General features: G+C 54.1%; 16 protein-coding genes and 1 pseudogene. 10 read left to right on the top strand and 7 right to left on the bottom strand.

Annotation, left to right across the window (positions count from 1 at the left end; translation table 11 throughout):
• Positions 1 to 75 precede the first annotated feature (75 nt).
• From PG5_RS22505 to PG5_RS22475, 6 genes are all read left to right on the top strand, one after another.
• Positions 76 to 1,053 carry an IS5 family transposase gene (locus tag PG5_RS22505; protein WP_020799432.1) on the top strand — a complete coding sequence of 326 codons (978 nt, stop codon included), beginning with the start codon at positions 76 to 78 and terminating at the stop codon, positions 1,051 to 1,053.
• Positions 1,054 to 1,315: 262 nt separating this feature from the next.
• Positions 1,316 to 2,923, top strand: a complete 1,608-nt coding sequence (locus PG5_RS22500; RefSeq protein WP_020799431.1) for a site-specific integrase — start codon at positions 1,316 to 1,318, stop codon at positions 2,921 to 2,923.
• Positions 2,920 to 5,322: a hypothetical protein gene (locus tag PG5_RS22495; RefSeq protein WP_020799430.1), complete on the top strand. Its 2,403-nt coding sequence runs from the start codon at positions 2,920 to 2,922 to the stop codon at positions 5,320 to 5,322. Before PG5_RS22500 ends, PG5_RS22495 begins: the two co-directional genes overlap by 4 nt.
• Positions 5,319 to 5,678, top strand: a complete 360-nt coding sequence (locus PG5_RS22490) for a hypothetical protein (protein ID WP_020799429.1) — start codon at positions 5,319 to 5,321, stop codon at positions 5,676 to 5,678. Before PG5_RS22495 ends, PG5_RS22490 begins: the two co-directional genes overlap by 4 nt.
• 514 nt (positions 5,679 to 6,192) lie before the next feature.
• Entirely contained in the window at positions 6,193 to 6,507 is a 315-nt protein-coding gene (locus tag PG5_RS22480) for a helix-turn-helix domain-containing protein (protein WP_042955658.1), read from the top strand.
• Positions 6,508 to 6,879: 372 nt separating this feature from the next.
• A complete protein-coding gene (locus tag PG5_RS22475; RefSeq protein ID WP_155943742.1) occupies positions 6,880 to 7,323 on the top strand; it encodes a hypothetical protein in 444 nt (147 codons plus the stop codon).
• A 1,035-nt stretch (positions 7,324 to 8,358) separates the two neighbouring features.
• Here the strand turns inward: PG5_RS22475 and PG5_RS22465 are convergent.
• The 7 genes and pseudogenes from PG5_RS22465 to copC form a co-directional block, all read right to left on the bottom strand.
• Positions 8,359 to 8,703, bottom strand: a pseudogene (locus tag PG5_RS22465) (copper-binding protein).
• Positions 8,700 to 11,858 (bottom strand): efflux RND transporter permease subunit, encoded by a 3,159-nt coding sequence (locus tag PG5_RS22460; RefSeq protein WP_020799425.1) that lies wholly within the window; start codon positions 11,856 to 11,858, stop codon positions 8,700 to 8,702. Before PG5_RS22460 ends, PG5_RS22465 begins: the two are co-directional and overlap by 4 nt.
• Complete coding sequence (locus PG5_RS22455; protein WP_020799424.1) at positions 11,855 to 13,339, bottom strand: efflux RND transporter periplasmic adaptor subunit; 1,485 nt, start codon at positions 13,337 to 13,339, stop codon at positions 11,855 to 11,857. Before PG5_RS22455 ends, PG5_RS22460 begins: the two co-directional genes overlap by 4 nt.
• Entirely contained in the window at positions 13,336 to 14,592 is a 1,257-nt protein-coding gene (locus PG5_RS22450) for a TolC family protein (RefSeq protein ID WP_042955657.1), read from the bottom strand. The genes PG5_RS22455 and PG5_RS22450 overlap by 4 nt, the downstream gene beginning before the upstream one ends.
• Positions 14,593 to 14,691: 99 nt before the next feature.
• Positions 14,692 to 15,033 carry a hypothetical protein gene (locus PG5_RS22445; protein WP_042955656.1) on the bottom strand — a complete coding sequence of 114 codons (342 nt, stop codon included), beginning with the start codon at positions 15,031 to 15,033 and terminating at the stop codon, positions 14,692 to 14,694.
• Positions 15,034 to 15,107: 74 nt separating this feature from the next.
• Positions 15,108 to 16,046 carry a copper homeostasis membrane protein CopD gene (copD, locus tag PG5_RS22440; RefSeq protein ID WP_020799421.1) on the bottom strand — a complete coding sequence of 313 codons (939 nt, stop codon included), beginning with the start codon at positions 16,044 to 16,046 and terminating at the stop codon, positions 15,108 to 15,110.
• Between the two features lie 3 nt (positions 16,047 to 16,049).
• Positions 16,050 to 16,433: a copper homeostasis periplasmic binding protein CopC gene (copC, locus tag PG5_RS22435; protein ID WP_020799420.1), complete on the bottom strand. Its 384-nt coding sequence runs from the start codon at positions 16,431 to 16,433 to the stop codon at positions 16,050 to 16,052.
• 1,115 nt (positions 16,434 to 17,548) lie between these two features.
• Here copC and PG5_RS22425 point away from each other — a divergent pair.
• Genes PG5_RS22425 through PG5_RS22415 form a run of 4 tightly spaced genes read left to right on the top strand, consistent with a single transcriptional unit; the run spans position 17,549 to position 19,085 of the window.
• Positions 17,549 to 17,956 (top strand): hypothetical protein, encoded by a 408-nt coding sequence (locus tag PG5_RS22425; protein WP_042955653.1) that lies wholly within the window; start codon positions 17,549 to 17,551, stop codon positions 17,954 to 17,956.
• Positions 17,957 to 18,136: a DUF2933 domain-containing protein gene (locus PG5_RS35415; RefSeq protein ID WP_081648188.1), complete on the top strand. Its 180-nt coding sequence runs from the start codon at positions 17,957 to 17,959 to the stop codon at positions 18,134 to 18,136. It abuts the gene before it with no gap.
• A complete protein-coding gene (locus tag PG5_RS22420) occupies positions 18,133 to 18,819 on the top strand; it encodes an isoprenylcysteine carboxylmethyltransferase family protein (RefSeq protein WP_020799417.1) in 687 nt (228 codons plus the stop codon). The genes PG5_RS35415 and PG5_RS22420 overlap by 4 nt, the downstream gene beginning before the upstream one ends.
• A complete protein-coding gene (locus tag PG5_RS22415; RefSeq protein WP_020799416.1) occupies positions 18,816 to 19,085 on the top strand; it encodes a DUF5676 family membrane protein in 270 nt (89 codons plus the stop codon). The genes PG5_RS22420 and PG5_RS22415 overlap by 4 nt, the downstream gene beginning before the upstream one ends.
• Positions 19,086 to 19,232: the final 147 nt, after the last annotated feature.

Raw genomic sequence — 19,232 nt, 5'->3', positions numbered from 1 at the left:
TCTAGGGAAACTCTGAAAAAGGCTTCCAGATTTGGTGAAATACCCGCCTCACAGGAATCGAACGGTTGAGTCCCGATGAAACAGATGTCCTTCGCCGATGCTGAGTACGCCGGCAAACGTAAGCAGACCCGCCGTGAGCGCTTCCTGATCGAGATGGATCAGGTCGTGCCCTGGAAGGGCTTGATTGCCTTGATCGAGCCGCATTATCCGAAAGGTGAAGGCGGTCGTCCGGCGTATCCGTTGCTGGCCATGTTGCGGGTTCATCTGATGCAGAACTGGTTCGGCTACAGCGATCCGGCGATGGAAGAATCACTCTATGAAACGACGATTCTGCGCCAGTTCGCGGGGCTGCATCTGGATCGAATTCCCGATGAAACCACGATCCTCAACTTCCGGCGCCTGCTGGAAAAACATGAGTTGGCGGGCGGGATCTTGCGGGTCATCAACGGTTATCTGGGTGACCGTGGCTTGATGCTGCGCCAAGGCACGGTGGTCGATGCGACGATCATTCATGCCCCGAGTTCGACCAAGAACAAGGACGGCAAGCGCGACCCGGAAATGCATCAGACGAAAAAAGGAAATCAGTACTTTTTTGGTATGAAAGCGCACATCGGCGTCGATGCCGAATCCGGCTTGGTGCACAGCCTGGTGGGCACGGCGGCGAATGTGGCGGACGTGACTCAGGTCGATCAGTTGTTGCATGGTGAGGAAACTTACGTGTGCGGCGATGCGGGTTATACCGGTGTGGAGAAGCGTGCTGAGCATCAGAACCGTACGATGATTTGGTCGATTGCCGCGCGTCCCAGCAGCTATAGAAAGCACGGAAAAAAGAGTTTGATCGGGCGTATGCGACGCAAGATCGAATACGCCAAAGCGCAGGTGCGGGCCAAGGTTGAACATCCCTTTCGCGTGATCAAGCGCCAGTTTGGCTACACGAAAGTACGCTTTCGTGGCTTGTCGAAAAACATCGCCCAACAGACAACCTTGTTCGCATTGTCGAACCTGTGGATGGTGCGAAAACGGTTGTTGAATGCGGGAGAGGTGCGTCTGTAATGCGGGCTGATCGCCCTGAAACAGCACGATCAGAGGAAAGAGCCGTGAATTAAAGACAAGAAGGGTCTGTTTTTCGGCCGACTTGGATTTTTTGAACCTCAAGCAGCGAGGGCCTCAAAAATCGGTGGGTACTTCAGACCTTCCCTAGGGGGCTGGAGTCCAAACAGCGAAAGCGTTCAGCAGTATTCTCGGCAAGCCATATCGGACCGCCTCGGAGAAATTATCAGAAAATCCGAAAGCTCAAACTTGCGAGAGAAGGCGGATGACTAGCTATTCGCCGACTGAGTTGATCAGTGAAATCGAATGTCGCTTCGGCATCGAAACTGATACCTTCCCTTTCATGGTTCAATCTACATTTGGTCAAACCATCACTGTTCGTAACGATACCGCGTGGCTTGAAAAGCTAACGATAGAAAAAATCGGGTGCGCCCCGACGAATATTGCGTGGGGCCGCCCTCTACACGCTAACTTGTTAGTTGAGTGGCTTCTCAGAGGATGGTTCATAGATCGCATTCAAACTCACATTGACCTTAGACCACTGATTGTCGTCCAGCGGCTTCTAGCCGCTCATGAATTTACGGGAGATGACGCAGAGACTATTGGAAATAGATTGTCGTCATTTGCTGTACGCGAATGCACTCGGTTAAAAACGTTAAGCTGCAATGATGAGGTGGTTGCGCTTCGAGTTTTCTATCGATGGTGCTTGGACGAAGAAGTCTCAGGGTTCAATGAGCACGACAGCCTTGAACTATCGCAGCTGACAGTAACGGCATTTGATAACAGGCACTTGGTCACGATGCGAGACGATGACTTCGGCCCCTTCACTCGGGTACAACTCACGCACATCGAGATGCACCTCTCCACCTGTGAGTTCGTAACTCATGCACAGCGCACGCTTTTTCTCCTTACTCGCGACTGGGGTATTCGCCCCATACAACTAGCTTTAATGCAGATTACAGACTTTGGCGTAGATGAAAGCGGCCCCTTTGTCAGGGTGCCAAGCGTGAAAGGGATTCGACGCTCAAGGCTCAGGAGGCATCCGAGTAACTTGGTAAAACGTTACATTTCTAACGATACGGCAGAAGCTGTAAAGCAACAGTGCGCCTCAGCTGAGCACCAATGCAATGCCGCATCCGGGACAATTCATGCGTTATGCGCCAAGCATGGTATAAGCGTTCCCAAACTGCCTACTCCGTTGTTTCCTGCGGCCTATAAATCTGAGATTCGACTGCTGCGGTTCCTAACCAACCCCAAATTGACGCCATTCACTTTGCACCTTGACAATCACCGCTTGAGCTATGAGTTAACATCGCTCACCTGGACGCTCAAGCTGCTTGATCCGCACAGAAGCCGTCAAGAAACAGCTCCCTTTATGCGAATTTCGGCTTACAGACTGCGCCGAACCAAAGCAACTTCCATGGTTCTCTCCGGAGCATCTCCGGAAGAGGTCGCAGAAGCGTTAGACCATGTAAACCTTAATTCCATTAAGCATTATTTTCGCTACAACCTTGAACTACAAGAGTTTATAAATACAACTCACATGGTGAGCCCAGAAATCAACGCTGCGGTGCAAATGTGGTGCGGAAAATTCATGGAAGTAACTGCTGACAGATCTTCACTAACAGCAATTAGCAACTTAGGGTTGTGCAGCTCCTCCGAGCCATGTCCTTACCATCCCACGGTGACATGCTATGCATGTCCCAAATTCAGGCCCAGTCGTCACGCTGATCATGAAGCAGCTCTAGCTGATATCACTAAATTTCAGCAGATGTTGGGGAGTACATCTACGGGCGCTATGGCCCAGCAGGTCGAAGCAGCAATTCACGGCGCCAAGTCCGTGATAATCGCCGTGAAGGAGCTAGATGATTGAGTATATCTATGGAGGTTCTCGAAGAGCGGTACAAGCTTGCAGAACAACAGTTCAATGATCTTAAAGTAAGCGGGTTAGTGGCTGGAGACTTCGAGGGTAAGGTATGGCAATACAGATCGAGCAATATCCCATTCACGTCACTCGACTCTTTGCAAAAACAGAATAAAAATCAGCCTGCTCTTCCGGAGGTGACTGGGAAGCTTGCTCGCTGCTTTATAGTTAAAGAAATACTTCGACAGCCGTCGGCGACGCTTGTCATCGGGCGCATGGCGTCGATCAGACACATCTCTGCGGTAATGGATAGCCAGAACGTTGAATGGAGCGACATAACGCGTAAAGTCTTCGACAGCACCGTAGCCGCTATAAGGAAAGATCATGCAGAGTCTACGGTTTATCATAGAGCGAATGCACTAAAGGCGTTTCTAGATTTCCTCAACCAGCTCAGCACCCCAATCGATGGAGTACCCCTTCGATTCATTGACAGGTTTATCAAGTGGACTACCGGGGTTCCTAACCCGACTCACAGCACACTAGAGCTCACTTCGGAAGAGTTCAAAAATCGAGAAGAAAGCCTATTCTCTCCTGATTTACACCAGGGCATCGCGCAAGCCAGATGGCTTATCAAAAGTCATCCAAGTCTTGAGCCAATCTATGGCTTTGACAGAATTCGCCTAGAGGCGATTTGCTTCGGCATGGCGCTTGGTTTGAGGGTTGGTGAGATAACAAATTTGCCGGCGAATTGCCTTTTTCAAGACCGCGATACTCATACAACTTTTGTGCGGGTGCCTGTTGAAAAAAACCTCATACCCAGCGCCGTGCCAGTCGCAGACTTATGGAGCGCCCCCCTCACCGAGGCTTATGAGTATCTGCTGGCATGCTGCCAGGGCGCCAGAGAACGCGCTCTTGATATCGAAGAAAATGGTTTTTGCTTCGTAGAGAAAACACTCGCAGCCCACCGAGTCAACTATCCTCTAGAACCCGGCGCTGTGGATCAGCTCTCATCGTTGGACCTACCCATAGAGCACCATTATTTTGTGGAGGAAATAACTGGGTGTTTTTCGATATCCAGTAAAGAGCTGTACCGCGGGGGGCGATTTGACAGCTGCGATATTGAGCTTCCCAGAATAACGGCCGCACGGTTTGCGGTTTGGATAGACGAACGAATGCTAAACTGGGACTGGTCAAACTACCTGAATAAGTACAAAAACAACTGTTACAGTGTATCTGTGCTTGATATAGGAAAACACACCAACTCCTCGAAGTCGTCAGTAAACAAATGCAGATGGTTTATTGAGTCACTGCGCACTTTTCTTAAAGGAATGGTCAAAAGTGGACTTTTCAAACCTGGCTACAGACCCTCCTACCTGCATCTCCTTGAGATAAAGAAGGAGTGGACTACCATCAGAGAAATCATGTTATCTAGAAGAGGAACCGGAGCCGGAGTTCCATCCCTGGTCATAGATATCAGACTGTTTAAACGCGCTTTAGAAAAAAAGTACAGGTTTCATCTGCAGCGCCATTTCGACGAACAATTTGCAATGCCCAATGATGGCGAAGAAGCACATTACCATGCGAAGCACACCGCCAAAGGTTACCCTAACAAACTGAGTGACAACCTGATTGTTATTTGGGAAAACCAATTTAACTCGGTATCTGAGCTAGGCATCATCCCTCGCCCCCTTTTCAGAGCCGACCTCTACAACTATCTCTCTACAAACTCTTCAAAGAGCACAATTTTTCAACGCCTTGACCTGAGAGGGCGAGAAGGAGAGCTATTTTCAATCACGCCTCACCAAATCCGTCGCTGGGTTACCACCGCAATTCTTCGCGCCGGCCCCTCTGAAACGGCTGTGGACCTATGGATGGGTCGCACCCCACGCCAGAGTCGTCAATATGACTATCGTACCGCTAAAGAACGGGCAGAATATGTGAGGTCGTTATACTTGACTGATGATCCTCCCCAAGACTTTTTGGGCAAGCTGGTCATCCGATGGCGGGAGGAGTCCATCGCTGACGACCTAATCCAAGAAATGATCATCGAGAAGCTTAGCATTATAAATCTAACGCCCTGGGGCGGATGCTCGCGTGAACTCTACATAAGCCCGTGTGATAGGGGCCTCATGTGTATCAGAGGTTTCGGCACGGAGGCCGGGTGTAAATCATTTCATCTGAACCCTGGTGATCTGGAGGCAAAAGCCGCTATCGAGACCTTGCTCAGTGAATATGAGAAAATTTTGAAGGTTATTTTTGACAACCAAACTGATATAACCGCAAGCATTAAGGCTGAACTCGATAATACCCAAGTATTTGATCAGCACGTGTTGTTTGTGTCAGATATGGTTACGAGCTGCAAGGCTGCCTTAGACGTTTACTCAGAATCTGAGAAGGCCTCCTTATGAAGCAAGACAAAAAATGGAAGGAGCAAGTGAAATCCATTCTCACCGACTATAAAGAAGGACGGATTCAGGGACTGCTCACACAAAATGGTCTTGCCCAGCAGGTCGCTGTAAGTAGGCAAACGCTATGGCGAGATGAGGAGATCCGGTCATTATATGCGGACACCCAGACCTATCTTAAGGATGTCAAAAAGGCCGGGCGTAAAAATAGCAATGCCAGAATTTTTTCCCTCGAAACGCAGTTGGAAAACGCGCGAGCGGAGAACAACCGGTTGATTCAGATTATCATCAAAGCTGCTCAACTGATGACAGAGGATGCCATTGACCCAAGGCGGTATTTCAACGATGCAACGACCTGACAAGCCACTATATCCGTCGGTAAAGCTCTTTGAAAAAACAACAGCGCAGGCAATCGGTGCTATTAGGCTGGCAATACCGCCGACCGCTCTGAACGGTGTAACACCTGTATAAGCCATCCTCGCTTTCATGAATAGCCTCCAGATGCTCCATTGACCACCCATCGCTACCGTTCATCCACCCAGGGGTGACAATCTGCAGGGACAGAACAGCTGCGCCGCCTCGGGCCATCCGTGTGAAATGCTCGAGCCCCCACATATCCTCCAGAAAAAAGACCTCGATACAAGTGTCCTCTCCTCGCGCTCTTGTAACCGTGATGTGAAGCCATGGCGATGAAAGCCGTTGTTCTACGAAATACCAAGCCTGCTGATCCTCAGCCAGCCAGGCGAAGGAACGATCCACTTCTGCCCATCGGTTGGTGATAAATATCCCGACCTCCTCTCAAATGAACAGCATACATTGTAGTCATATACTGTTCACGGGTGCCTCATCTTTTCCTTTTGCGGAATATGCAAAGTGGAACTGAAAAGCGCCTTCGGTCGGGTACTGCATTGGGTGAGAGTCAAGCGAAAGCTTACTCAGGAAGATTTCGCAACGGTGAGCAGCCGTACCTACATCAGTACGCTGGAAAGGGGAAGATATGTACCGACCATTGAGAAGCTTGACTCCATATCGTCGGTGCTGGACGTGCACCCTGTCACACTTCTAATAGGGAGCTATGCCCTAAAGGAAAACCGATCAGTAGCGGAATTGCTCAAGCAGGTGTCGCTAGAAGCCGAACAGCTAGATCTTGGCGCTAGCCTTTCCCAGTCAAATTCTCTCTCCCGATAGGACTGGTGGCAATGCGAACACATCGCGCTTGACGCTTTGAAGCAGGCATATGACAGCTCAGCCACCCACCTACTGCAATGCTGCTGCCAATTCAGCCGGGAAGCCACAGCGATATCGAGCCAGTTGGTCTACGTGATCATTCAGTTTAGCTTGCCTTGCCCGATGGATTGCTTGCACTTGAAACCGGTTTGTGGGTGAGGTAATTTACTCTCCGATACGCGGGGGATTCCATGTTGCGGCTCGTAACGGTCGGTTCGTGGTTTCGCCCCAGCTGATCCTTTCAGAGCGTTACGGCTTAGGAAGTTAAAAGGCCTCGGATTACCGCCGGGGCTTTTTTGTGGGCGCCCCAGAAGCGGCGACCTCGACTCACTCATGATGATGGTTCGCAGTATGCTGATTGAGTTACACAAGATCGCGCATGACTTTCGTGCATCGATCGAAGAACAGAAAGTCCTGGGCATTCTCCCGCAGCACATGGCAGATTTTCCGAATGCCTGCTGCGCAGTGACTTCCGAACTGCTTGGCGACTATCTCAACAGCATACCGGGCGGCCCTGAAGCCGAAACCATTAGCGCTATGCGTGACGGCAAGTCGCACATGTGGCTCGCTGTGAATTCGCTGATTGTTGACCTAACAGCAGACCAGTTTCCTGATGGACGCGAAGCTGTATATGTGGGACGAGAAGACGCCTGGTACGCCAGCTGGGAAGTCGATCTCCGTGGCAAAGCGTCCCACGGCGGAACCCCCACATCGTATGACGAACGAGCGGTGCTCGATAGGTTCATTGAGCACGCCGAGCTTCCCAACTCCGATTAAGCTGCTCCGCACTCCTGCCAGCTTGATTCCCCCTGCCTGCATGTGGAGAATCGCATTCCACTTGACCACCCGTTTGCATTGCCTCTGACCAGTCATTTGCATTCGACCTGACCAGGCGGTTGCATCGTATTTGACCAGCACACGGCGTGTCCTAGACCGGCAGCAGTCGGCCAAAAGCGGACTGTTACGGCAGTTTGCTCCTGGTGGGATACGCCTCTTCGTAACTCGCTCGTACAGGGGCCTAAATTTCGGTAGCGGAGAAGAAACCAGAACTACAATCGATGCTCAACCTAGCAAAGGAGCGCAGATCATGTGGTTACGAAATCTCTATTCCGGGGTTGGCGGGGGGGCGTATCGGGGAGTCGGTGGCGGCCTATACGCCGGCGTAGGTGGAGGTGCTTACGCCGGAGTTGGCGGAGGATTATATGCAGGCGTCGGTGGAGGAATGTATCAAGGTGTCGGCGGAGGGCTGTATGCAGGTGTAGGTGGCGGCCTGTACCAAGGCGTCGGTGGCGGCTTGTATACAGGAGTTGGTGGTGGGCTCTATACAGGTATTGGCGGCGGGCTTTACAGCGGGTTAGGTGGGGGCATGTATGGTGGCGTTGATGCCAAACCTTACATGAGCAATATTCCTCCCTGGCCCCACTTTCTGCGGGAGCTTGACGCGAGGGGATACCGGGCAGAGGCCGCCCTTATTCGTCAGCACCTCCCAAGGGCGTATTGGCCCGAAAATTTCTTTCGTAATTAGGGAGGCAGCAGAGCAACTATCGGCTGACACTGACCCTGTATGTCGCGTCTTGGCCGATTCTGTTGAAAAAGTCGGCTGCGATTTTTCAGGCAGAAAAGTATGCGTCGGAGATTGAAATTTTAAATATCCGCAGAGCCTTTCAGACTGAGATTTCACGTAGAAGCGTGCTGAAGGGTCGAGTTTACTGACCCATCCTACGGTATTCGGAGAAAACCGACTTTTTCAATAGAATCGGCCGGAAATTGCCAGTCCTCACCGCCAGCTGAGTCGGTTGCAGCCCCTCATGATTAGGCAGCAATCGGCTGTGGATTCAACCGATCTAGCCGAAACGAAAACAACACACAGTCTCCAGCCTTAAGCCCTTTTAGCTGATCTTCCGTCACGGAAAAGGCCATAGTCATCGGTGGTTATTGCACAGCGGGAACAGCTCCGTAAGAGATGGTCTCCGCATGCTTCGTAGTATCGATAGCCTTGATCGCTCCGTCGGCGGTGGCGACTAGAGCCTGCGTTGTTACCTGCTTCATCTGCATGACATCCATTCCGTCCATTTTCATGCCCGGCATATCCACCGCGTGGGCGAAAAGTGGCAGCGCCAATACGGTGCTTGCAACTGAAATCAGAGTCAGTTTCATACGCCTTTTCCTTGAGGATTGATGGGTTCGACTGAAAGGTGTCGGCGACGCATTAGGCGATACGCTGCCGGAATTACAAACAGGGACAGCAAGGGCGCGGTGATCATGCCTCCCACCATGGGCGCGGCGATGCGGCTCATGACCTCGCTGCCGGTGCCGCTGCCCAACAGGATGGGTAACAGACCGGCAATGATCACGGCCACGGTCATGGCCTTGGGTCGAACACGCTGCACGGCACCTTCACGAATGGCCGCCGCCAACCCGCGCTCAGTGTTGTCGCCGAGGTCTTCACGTTCGGCCCAGGCGTTTTTCAGGTAGAGCAGCATGATCACGCCAAACTCGGCCGATACACCGGCCAGGGCGATAAAGCCGACTCCGGTGGCCACCGACAAGTTGTACCCCAGCAGATAAAGAAACCATGCCCCGCCAGTCAGCGCGAATGGCAGCGTGGCCATGATCAACAAGGCTTCATCGAAGCGGGCGAAAGTCAGGTAGAGCAGCACGAAGATGATCAATAGCGTGGCAGGCACCACCAGCTTGAGTCGTGCGTTGGCCCGTTCGAGAAATTCGAACTGACCTGAGTAGCTCAGGCTCATGCCGGGCTGCAACATGACCTGCTCGCTGACGACCCGGCGCAGGTCGGCGACTACCGAGGCAATGTCCCGGCCACGCACGTCGATGTATACCCAACCAGAGGGTCGAGCGTTCTCGCTTTTGAGCATCGGTGGACCATCCGTGACTTTGACCCTCGCCACCGTGCCGAGGGTTATCTGGCTACCGAGCGGGGTATAGATCGGCAATTGCTCCAAGGCACCGAGCGAGTCACGCCACTCCCGAGGGTAACGTACGTTGATCGGGAAACGTGCGAGCCCTTCAATGGTCTCCCCGACGTTCTCACCGCCGATAGCGCCGGCCACAATGGACTGCACATCGGCGATATTCAGGCCGTAGCGGGCGGCGGCTTTGCGGTCGATATCCACGTCGATATAGCGGCCACCGGTCAGTCGCTCGGCCAGCGCCGAACTAACACCGGGTACGCTCTTGGCCACGCGCTCGACCGCCTGAGTCGCGGCATCAATCTCCGTCAGGTTGGTGCCGGCAACTTTCACCCCAATAGGACTCTTGATCCCCGTGGCCAGCATGTCGATACGGTTGCGAATCGGCGGGATCCAGATATTGGTCAACCCCGGCACGCGGACCACCCGATCCAGTTCTTCCACCAGCTTCTCCTGGGTCAGGCCGGGTCGCCATTGCTCACGCGGCTTGAACTGAATGGTGGTCTCGAACATCTCCAGTGGCGCCGGGTCGGTGGCAGTTTCAGCACGACCGGCTTTACCAAAGACATGTTCGACCTCTGGCACGGTCTTGATCAGGCGGTCGGTCTGTTGCAGCAGTTGCGCCGCTTTTTGCGCCGATAATCCCGGCAGAGCTGAAGGCATATAGAGCAGATCGCCCTCGTCCAACGGGGGAAGAAACTCGCCGCCCAAGCGCGACATTGGCCATAGCGCACTGACAAAAACCAACAGCGCCACCAGCAAAGTGATCTTTGGTCGACGCAAAACTGCGTCCAGAGCTGGCTGATAGATTCGAATCAGCCACCGGTTCAACGGGTTCTGTTGCTCACTGGGGATTCGTCCTCGAATCCAGTAACCCATCAGCACTGGCACCAAGGTCACCGACAATCCCGCCGCTGCGGCCATGGCATAGGTCTTGGTGAAAGCCAATGGGCCGAACAACCGCCCCTCCTGCGCTTCCAGGGTAAACACCGGAATGAACGACAGGGTGATGATCAGCAAACAGAAGAACAGTGCTGGACCGACCTCTGCCGCCGCTTCGGTCATCACGTGCCAATGGCGCTCACCCTTAAGCTCCTCCCCAGGATTGCCCACGTACCATGCCTCAATCTTCTTGTGGGCGTTCTCGATCATCACCACGGCGGCATCGACCATGGCGCCGATGGCGATGGCAATCCCGCCCAAGGACATGATGTTGGCGTTGATTCCCTGGTAACGCATGACGATAAAGGCAATCAGCACCCCCACCGGCAGGGAGATGATCGCCACCAGTGATGAGCGCAAGTGCCAGAGAAAGATCCCACACACCAACGCGACGACAATGAACTCTTCGATTAGCTTGAGGCTGAGGTTTTCCACAGCACGGTCGATCAGCTTGCTGCGGTCGTAGGTGGTGACGATTTCCACTCCGGCCGGCAAACTGCTTTTCAGTTCGTCGAGTTTGGACTTGACCGCCGCAATGGTCTCGCGAGCGTTCTTGCCGCTGCGCAGAATCACCACGCCGCCGACGGTCTCGCCTTCGCCGTCGAGCTCGGTAATGCCACGCCGCATTTCCGGCCCCGACTGGATTGCGGCGACATCGCCAAGGGTCACCGGCACGCCGCCCGAGCCCAGCTTGAGCGGGATCGCCCGAAAGTCATTGAGCGTCTTCAAGTAGCCGGAAGCACGCACGATGAACTCGGTCTCTGCCATCTCCAGCACAGCCCCACCGGTTTCCTGGTTGGCCTTGCCAATAGCTTCAGTCACTTCGGCCTGAGTGATTCCAAGACTGGCCAGTTTGAGTGGATCAAGCTGCACCTGGTATTGCTTGACCATGCCACCCACCGTAGCCACTTCCGCAACGTTGGGCAGGGTCTTGAGTTCGAACTTGAGGAACCAGTCCTGCAAGGCGCGCAACTGCGCCAGATCGTGTCCGCCACTACGATCCACCAGTGCGTACTGATAGATCCAGCCCACTCCCGTCGCATCCGGCCCCAACGCCGGCTTGGCGCTGGCCGGCAATCGACTTTGTATTTGGCTCAGGTATTCCAACACCCGCGAGCGGGCCCAATACAAGTCAGTGCCGTCTTCGAACAGCACGTAAACGAAGCTGTCACCGAAGAAGGAATAACCACGCACCGTCTTGGCGCCCGGTACTGAGAGCATGGTGGTGGCCAACGGATAGGTCACCTGGTTCTCGACAATCTGCGGCGCTTGTCCCGGATACGGGGTGCGTATGATCACCTGAACATCCGAGAGATCCGGCAGCGCATCGATGGGCGTGCTCTGCACCGACCAGATGCCCCAAGCAGTGACGAACAGCGTCGCCAGTATCACTAAGAATCGGTTGGCTACTGACCAACGAATCAGGGCAGCGATCATGGCTGGCTCCCCGATTTATCCAGACGCTCAACACGCAAGCCATCATCGGTCTGGCTCACCGCAATCCGCACTTTATCGCCCGTTTTGAGGCCCTGCATCAGCGCCGGACTAGCGAGTGGGAACGTCATCGTCATACCCGGCATGCCCAGCGTTTTGAAGGGACCATGGGCAAGCGTGACTTCTTTATCGTTGATCTCAACGATCTGCCCATCCGCTTCATGAAAGCTGGAGGCTGCTGCCCTGGGTGGTGACTCTTCCTCTGAGCGGGCAACAATGCCCTTAAGACTGGCCTCCGAGTCGAGCAGGAACTGGCCAGAGGTAACCACCTTCTGGCCCTCTTCCAGACCTTTCAATATCGCCGTCTTGCCATCGCTTTCCTGCCCGGCTTGCACCTCCACGGGACGATAGCGACCAGCGTCTTCAGCGAGCATCACCAGGGCACGTCGGCCGGTGCGAATGACGGCCTCGCTCGGCACCCACAACACACTTTCCTCCGTTGAACGATTGAGGCTCACTCGTGCGGTCATACCCGGTCTGAGACGGCCTTCTGGGTTGGGTAACTCGACGCGCACGCGAAGTGTGCGGCTATCCGGATTGGTTTCCGGAAGAATCGCGCTGACGACGCCCTTGAGCACAACTCCTGGGAACGCGGGCAAACGCGCCTCTGCCGATTGACCCATGAGGATTGAACCAGATTCAGTCTCCGGAACGGCCAGGGCCAGCCAGACACTACTCAATCCATTAACGCGTGCCAGTGTCTCGCCTGCGGCCACCGTCATACCCTCACGTACATTTAGCTCTTGCAGCACGCCACTAATAGGGCTGGTGAGTGTCAGGTTTGGTTGGATTTTGCCACTGCGCTCTACTTGAGCAATTGAGGCTGCCGACATCCCGGTGAGCCGCAAACGCTGGCGAGCCGCTGCCAGTAAGCCCGCATCACCACTGCGCTTGAGTGCGAGAAACTCCTCCTGAGCCGCAGCCCACTCAGGTACAAGAATATCCGCCAAGGCGGCATTGGCTTTGATCACGTCGCCAGGGGCACGGGCATACACGCGCTCGACGAAACCCGCCGTACGGGCTTGGATTACGGCGACGTCCCGCTCGTTGAGGGTCAACACACCGACCACGTCCAGATTCGAAGCAAACACGCCTCGACTGACGGTAGCCAGTCGCACACCGAGATTCTGAGTCAGGCTTGGATCAATGCGAACGGCGGCGCTTTCCCCTTTGATATCGGCGTACTGAGGGACCATCTGCATGTCCATAAAGGGTGACTTACCCGGCTTATCGAATTTCTGTTGTGGGTACATGGGGTCGTACCAATACAGAACTTTGCGATCGACTGACGCCTCGGGCTTCTGCTCCGGGGCTACATCCGGTACTCCACTCATTCTCGGTTGAGCAAACCAGTAACCTCCGGCAACGCCCAAGGCAACCGAGATGCTGACAACTAAAGCCCCTTTCCAAATTCTAGAGATCATTGAGCGGACTCCCCATAGGCGAAATACAGGCGAGCGCTGGTTAGAGCACGCTGTTCTTCAACGTCAACCTGTTTGAGGCGGGCTTCGATGAGTTCCCGGCGGGCCGCAACAACCGAACTCAAGTCGCCCTTGCCCGCACGATAGCTAGCCATGCTGAGCTCAACCTTTTCCATGGCCAACGGCAACAGGGTCTCCTGGGTACGGCGCACGGCACGATTCAGGCGCTCATAGTCAGCCAGTTCGTTCTCCAGTTGCTGGGTATGTTCGCGTGCAAGGGCTTCGCGCTCAGCCTCAAGCTGATTGAGTTCAGCGTGCTTGGCCGCGATCTTGGGGTTTTGCCGAGAGCCAGGAAACAGCGGTAGATCCCATGAAAATTGCACGCTGACCATGTCGCCAAACTCACGGCCACGGCGCTGGTAATCCAATTCCCAGCTCCAATCCGGCTGTTTTTCCGCCTCGGCTTCACGGACCTTGGCTTGCGCTTCGCGGGTCATTGGCGCAAACGCTGCCAATTCTGGGTGATGTTGCAGCTTATGAGAGTAGTCAGAGGCTTCGACAGGCCAATCCGGCAAGCTGCCCACAGGTTTGTCATTGGCTGCTGGTCCAATCCAGCGCTTCAGGGCCGCTCGGGCCTGCGCTCTCTGGCGAATCAGATCATCTTGCTGCTCATCCAGTTGTGCCGCTTCCTGTTTGGGCGTTACTGCATCAGCAGGTTGAGCACGACCGCCGGCAATTTGTGCACGGACGGTATCGACCAGCAGACGGTTTTCTTTGTAGAAGCCCTGGAACAGCGCGTCTTTACGCTCAACGGAGTAGCTGTTGATCCAGGCCAACGCCGTGGCCTGACGAACCTTTAGACGTTCGACCCGGCGCTCAGCGGCGGCGCGGTCAATGGCCGCATCAGCGACCTCGATGCGCGCTTTGCGCTTGGCGCTGTTGGGCATCTCCTGACTGACTCCGACCATTTGCATAGTCATGAAGTCCTGATCGATGCTCCAGCGATCCGGTCCACCAATGGGATAGTTTTGTACGCCTAACAGCAACTTGGGATCGGGCAGTTCACCAGCGGGGATGGCCGCATTGCTGACAGCCTGAATTTTCGCGTCTTGTGCAGTCAGCGACGGCGCATTGTTTTCAGCCAGCTGCAAAGCTTCATCGAGTGTCAATGCGGCAGCGAGACTCGGCAATGCCAGTACGCTTGCCGCCAGGCCGGCCACGAGGGACCACCCTGTGCGATAGCACTTGGAGTTCATGTTCACGATTCCTGTGATGATCCACTGCGCGCTTCATCAGATATGCACGCAGATATGCCATCCCGCTAACGCGGAATGAGGCTCAATGTTGGACAGGAATCAAACGCGAGGCGGTCGCCATACCCCTGACGAGGTTTGTACTGGAAGGGAATCCATGGAGAAGGACAGTACGAGGGGATTGGATAAGGTAATAAGAGGCTTGATGATGGAGACCTGCAGCATGCCACCAGTCTTGCACTCCTGGCCTGGCTTGCAGGGTTTGCCGTGCTCGGTGGGACTTTTCATATCCTGGCAGCAGTCTTGCGCCATGCCGTCCATCATCGCCATGTCCATCGTCTTCATGGGGCAGGGTTCTGTTGGCGCCTGAACACCCGCCATCCCGCTGAGCGGAAGCGCCAAGCTGATCATGAAGATGATGCAAAACCGCAGATAGCGTTTCATGGGCTGGAGTGTAGCCGGTGGAAATGGCCCTTACAATTCACCTTCTAGACTCCTTAGTCGGCTGTCACCAACCTCTATTCGGCGCTCATTTCCATTTCCGGACTTAAAGTGCCTAACCAGGCGACAAGACAAATTATGATGACTGCCATTGCAAACTCGAGTGTCATGCTGCGGCGCAAGGCATTGACCGCGGCAGAGTATTCTCCATTTCGAACTGACCGCTCCAATACCGGACTTAGGTGAAAGCGGTTCAGCGTGGCTAACACGATCATCCCGGCAAAGAGCAGGATCTTCAAAAACAGCAGTTGGCCATACGTACTGAGCATCACTTCATCGAGATTTGGACCGATGACAAACAGATAATTCACTACGCCTGTGATGCTTATGATCACTACGATCACAGCGCCGGCCGACTCAAAACCAGTCAGCACCCGTGCAAGAATTCGAGCTTCTTGTTCGCCCTTTAGCGATTTCAACCGCAGCAGTAGAGCGAATGCCAGTAGAGCACCCAACCAGCCACCTGCGGCTAAAAGATGGAATATATCGGTGATGAAATGCCAGTAGCGTCGGCTGCCTTCATCCATGGCACCGTGCCCTGTCCACGCCAACGTCGCCAACGCAATCGCTCCGCATACGGTGACGACCCAGAGACTGGGTGTCGGAAATCGCTTGTTCAATGCGACGCCAATAATTGCCATCACCAGGGCAGCTATTCGGACCATCCAGGTCAACCCGACGTCAGTCCCCATGAGGACCATTTCAAAAATATGGCGATGTAGCTCCATAAGCTCCGACACACCGCTCATTGCTTTCGCAAGCAACAACATGGCGACAAGGGATAGAACTACACCTGCAACAGAAGTAACGAAAAGAAGCGACTCAAAATTCAAGACCGTGCCCGATACTCTTTCCTTTCCCCTGAGGCTGTACAAGCCGAAAATTGCCAATCCGAATAACAACATCAGGTCGAAATAGAGAGCAAAGCGAACCACAATATTTATTGAGTCGCTCATGAATCATTTCACTTTAAATGAGAAGTTGCCGGTGATCGGGTGAGTGTCCGAGGAGACAGCACGCCATTCGACTTTGTAGGTACCGGTGGTCAGAGGTGCTGCCGGTGTAATCACCATCGTTTTCGGATCTCCGCCACCAGCGACGGCGGCCTTAACACCCATTGGGGAGTTCGGCATGCCAGGCATATCGGTCATGATCAGTTTTGCACCGGAAAACTGAGTGGTGAGATTCTCAGAAAAGTGCAGCTCAATTTTCGCAGGGGCCGCCGCATCCGAGCCTTCTGCCGGAGTGGAAGAAAGGAGCTTTGGATGTGCTTGAGCAACTGCACTCAGAAGCAAACCAGCGGTAAGCGCAACAGCTACGGTCGTCGTTTTAAGGAATGACATGCAAGACTCCTCACAGCAAGAGCTGTTGATTCGAGGTTTGTTAGGGAATATCTAGTTTTTACTTTTCGATTCTTTTTAAAACCACTGATGATTAGCTAGCAGCCTCCGTGTTCTAGGGCAGGTTGAACACGAGAAACTCACTAGGCCCTAACGTCACAGTGCAAGAACACGATGCCACACGAATGCAAACTGTTCGATTACATTTCAGTCAGCTTGACGCGGTGTTTGGCCTCGAACTGCCGGGCGTAGCGAGACTTAAAGACGAGACCGCGTGCCCGCGATAGGTAAGCGTCTGGTCAATACATCTGGGCATTGCTCTCATCCCGTGCTGACGCTGCTGGGGAGCCTTCACAAGCGACCAGATTTCCTAGCCTTGACACCATCGTCAGCCTTAAGCTTATGTCAAGGTAAAGCACATCATTTCACACTAGACGACCTGCACTTGTCGCAGCTGTAGGGTATCGATGCCAATGCCGAACTCAACCCATAACCAGGGACGATTCAAGGCGAGCCTTGACCTCGATCATCAATTAGTTTGATTTGGATCAATCTCGCCATTGCTTTGCTAGCTAGACTGAAAATCAACACGACGTAATAAGTCGAGGTTGTACTTCATGTACTGGTTCCGCCGTCACCGCCGAAGCCTATTGCACCTTACCCTCGTGGTATGGGTGTTAGCTGTGGCAGTCATGGCAATCCAGGGGTGTTTGGTGCAACCGGATCACAATATAGCCGCACCACACGATGCCGAGCAGTATGTGGTGGATGGTCATGCTCTCCACGCCAGTGGTTGCCTTCAGAACTGTGAGGACACCGCCAAGGCGATAAAACCTGCCTTGCAGACTCCTGCATTAGACCCCATCCATTGGGGCGTCCTTTTGCTGCTAACTGCGGCAGTAATAATAGTGCTTAACCCCGAGGAGAAATTCTCCTTCGCCGCTCTTGCACTGAAACGCCCGGCACCGCCGGGAGGCCCAGTCCGCCTGATTTTCGTTCGTTCCAACGATTAACCCCTGCCTCAGAGTGTCCGGGCACCGGTCGCTCTCTCTTGTTGCACCCGGCTTTTTCGCGACTCAACTATTTCTGTTTATCCCTCACATTCCCTGGAGTTCATCATGCAAACGCCTTCCAAATTCGTTCTAGCTGCCATCCTGGCTAGCAGTGCGTTCATAGCCTCAGCCGAGGATGCACACCACCCGGCCGACGTACCGGGCGACTCAACCGAGAGCACAGCACCCGCGTCGGCGGCCATGACTAAGGCCATGACCGATCAAATGCAGAAAATGCAGGCTGCGCATGACAAAGCAGCGGCGGCTAAAACTCCCGCCGAGCGCCAGGCGGCCATGCAAGAAGGCATGAAAACGATGAAGGACAGCATGGCCATGATGAGCAAGGAGCAGAGCGCAATGGGTTGTATGGGCATGTCGGGAGCTAAGGAGGGCGGAGGCAAAGGGATGATGGACATGATGATGCAAATGATGGAACAGCAGTCGTCCATGATGGAAATGCCAATGAAAAAGTAAATGTGCAGTAGAGCTGATGCAAATTACAAAGCACTGGTGTTGGCTGGGTTAACGCACACCGCACCCCTGCAATTAGCAACCTGCCTACTTGTGCACCTGTTTATGCCCCACGAACACGGCGACCATCAGCAAAGGCACGAACAGCAAACACACCCGGCAAGAGAGGAGCACCAACCATGAACCATACTGAATCGGCCTACGGTCTCTGGTCCCTGGTCATCATCAACTCATTAGTGTTTATCTTGTTCGCCTTCAGCTTCACACGGCCTAAGACGAGCCACGATTGGCGCTCCTTTGGCATGTTCTCGGCGTTCCTGGTAGCTCTGTTTACCGAAATGTACGGTTTCCCGCTCACCATCTACCTGTTGATGCCCTGGCTCACTCGTAACTTCCCTGGCATCGACTTCCTCTCGCACGACGCTGGGCATTTGCTCGAAACAGTGATGGGCTGGAAGGTCAATCCGCACTGGGGTCCATTCCACATTATCAGCAACCTGCTGATCGCTGGCGGCTTCTGGTTATTAGCGGCCGCCTGGCGTGTGCTTTACAAGGCCCAAAGTACTGGGCAACTAGCGCTCGACGGGCCTTATGCGCGGATCCGTCACCCGCAGTACGTCGGCTTCACGTTGATCATGTTCGGCTTTCTGTTGCAGTGGCCGACGTTGATCACCCTGGTGATGTTTCCAATCCTCCTGGTGGTCTACGCCAAGCTGGCGAAGCGAGAAGAACAGGAGATGCTTGCGCACTTCGGCGATACCTACCGCACTTACTGTCAACAAACTCCGGCATTCCTGCCCTGGTCAGCCCCCCACAACCCCAACACCCCTACTGGCGCTCCTCCAAGCTCAGGAAAACAGCCATGAACGCTCCATGGAGAACTGGCATTTCTCTGGCCCTGACCATGGCCATTTCCTACACCATCTGTGCGCTGCTCTATGCGCTATGGCCGGCGCAGGGAATCGCCTTTCTCAGCGCCTTGTTCCATGGACTCGACTTCGGTCGTCTGCAAGCTCCGCAAGACTACAGTGTGGCGACTTTCGTCGGACCGCTGCTGGTCTTGAGTGTATGGGGTGCGATGGTCGGCACCTTGTTTGCGTGGTTGTCCGCCAAGCTCCATGGCAGGTCTTGATAGCCGCTTCGAGTAGGAGGCCGCGATGAACGAATCACACATGCAGCACAGCCAACATCAGCAGGCAGTTGCATCAGGAAAAATGGCGAAAGATCCGATCTGCGGGATGATGGTAGATAAGACCACAGCGTTGTCACGAGAACGTGG

The organism is Pseudomonas sp. G5(2012) (assembly GCF_000408945.1).
In the GTDB taxonomy this organism is placed as follows: domain Bacteria; phylum Pseudomonadota; class Gammaproteobacteria; order Pseudomonadales; family Pseudomonadaceae; genus Aquipseudomonas; species Aquipseudomonas umsongensis.
This window is presented reverse-complemented; position numbering and strand designations above follow the sequence as displayed.

Coding starts and splice junctions, on each gene's coding strand:
- PG5_RS22505 (WP_020799432.1), top strand. CDS start 76: ATGAAACAGATGTCCTTCGCCGATGCTGAGTACGCCGGCAAACGTAAG.
- PG5_RS22500 (WP_020799431.1), top strand. CDS start 1,316: ATGACTAGCTATTCGCCGACTGAGTTGATCAGTGAAATCGAATGTCGC.
- PG5_RS22490 (WP_020799429.1), top strand. CDS start 5,319: ATGAAGCAAGACAAAAAATGGAAGGAGCAAGTGAAATCCATTCTCACC.
- PG5_RS22475 (WP_155943742.1), top strand. CDS start 6,880: ATGATGATGGTTCGCAGTATGCTGATTGAGTTACACAAGATCGCGCAT.
- PG5_RS22460 (WP_020799425.1), bottom strand. CDS start 11,858: ATGATCGCTGCCCTGATTCGTTGGTCAGTAGCCAACCGATTCTTAGTG.
- PG5_RS22455 (WP_020799424.1), bottom strand. CDS start 13,339: ATGATCTCTAGAATTTGGAAAGGGGCTTTAGTTGTCAGCATCTCGGTT.
- PG5_RS22450 (WP_042955657.1), bottom strand. CDS start 14,592: ATGAACTCCAAGTGCTATCGCACAGGGTGGTCCCTCGTGGCCGGCCTG.
- PG5_RS22445 (WP_042955656.1), bottom strand. CDS start 15,033: ATGAAACGCTATCTGCGGTTTTGCATCATCTTCATGATCAGCTTGGCG.
- copD (WP_020799421.1), bottom strand. CDS start 16,046: ATGAGCGACTCAATAAATATTGTGGTTCGCTTTGCTCTCTATTTCGAC.
- copC (WP_020799420.1), bottom strand. CDS start 16,433: ATGTCATTCCTTAAAACGACGACCGTAGCTGTTGCGCTTACCGCTGGT.
- PG5_RS22425 (WP_042955653.1), top strand. CDS start 17,549: ATGCAAACGCCTTCCAAATTCGTTCTAGCTGCCATCCTGGCTAGCAGT.
- PG5_RS35415 (WP_081648188.1), top strand. CDS start 17,957: ATGTGCAGTAGAGCTGATGCAAATTACAAAGCACTGGTGTTGGCTGGG.
- PG5_RS22420 (WP_020799417.1), top strand. CDS start 18,133: ATGAACCATACTGAATCGGCCTACGGTCTCTGGTCCCTGGTCATCATC.
- PG5_RS22415 (WP_020799416.1), top strand. CDS start 18,816: ATGAACGCTCCATGGAGAACTGGCATTTCTCTGGCCCTGACCATGGCC.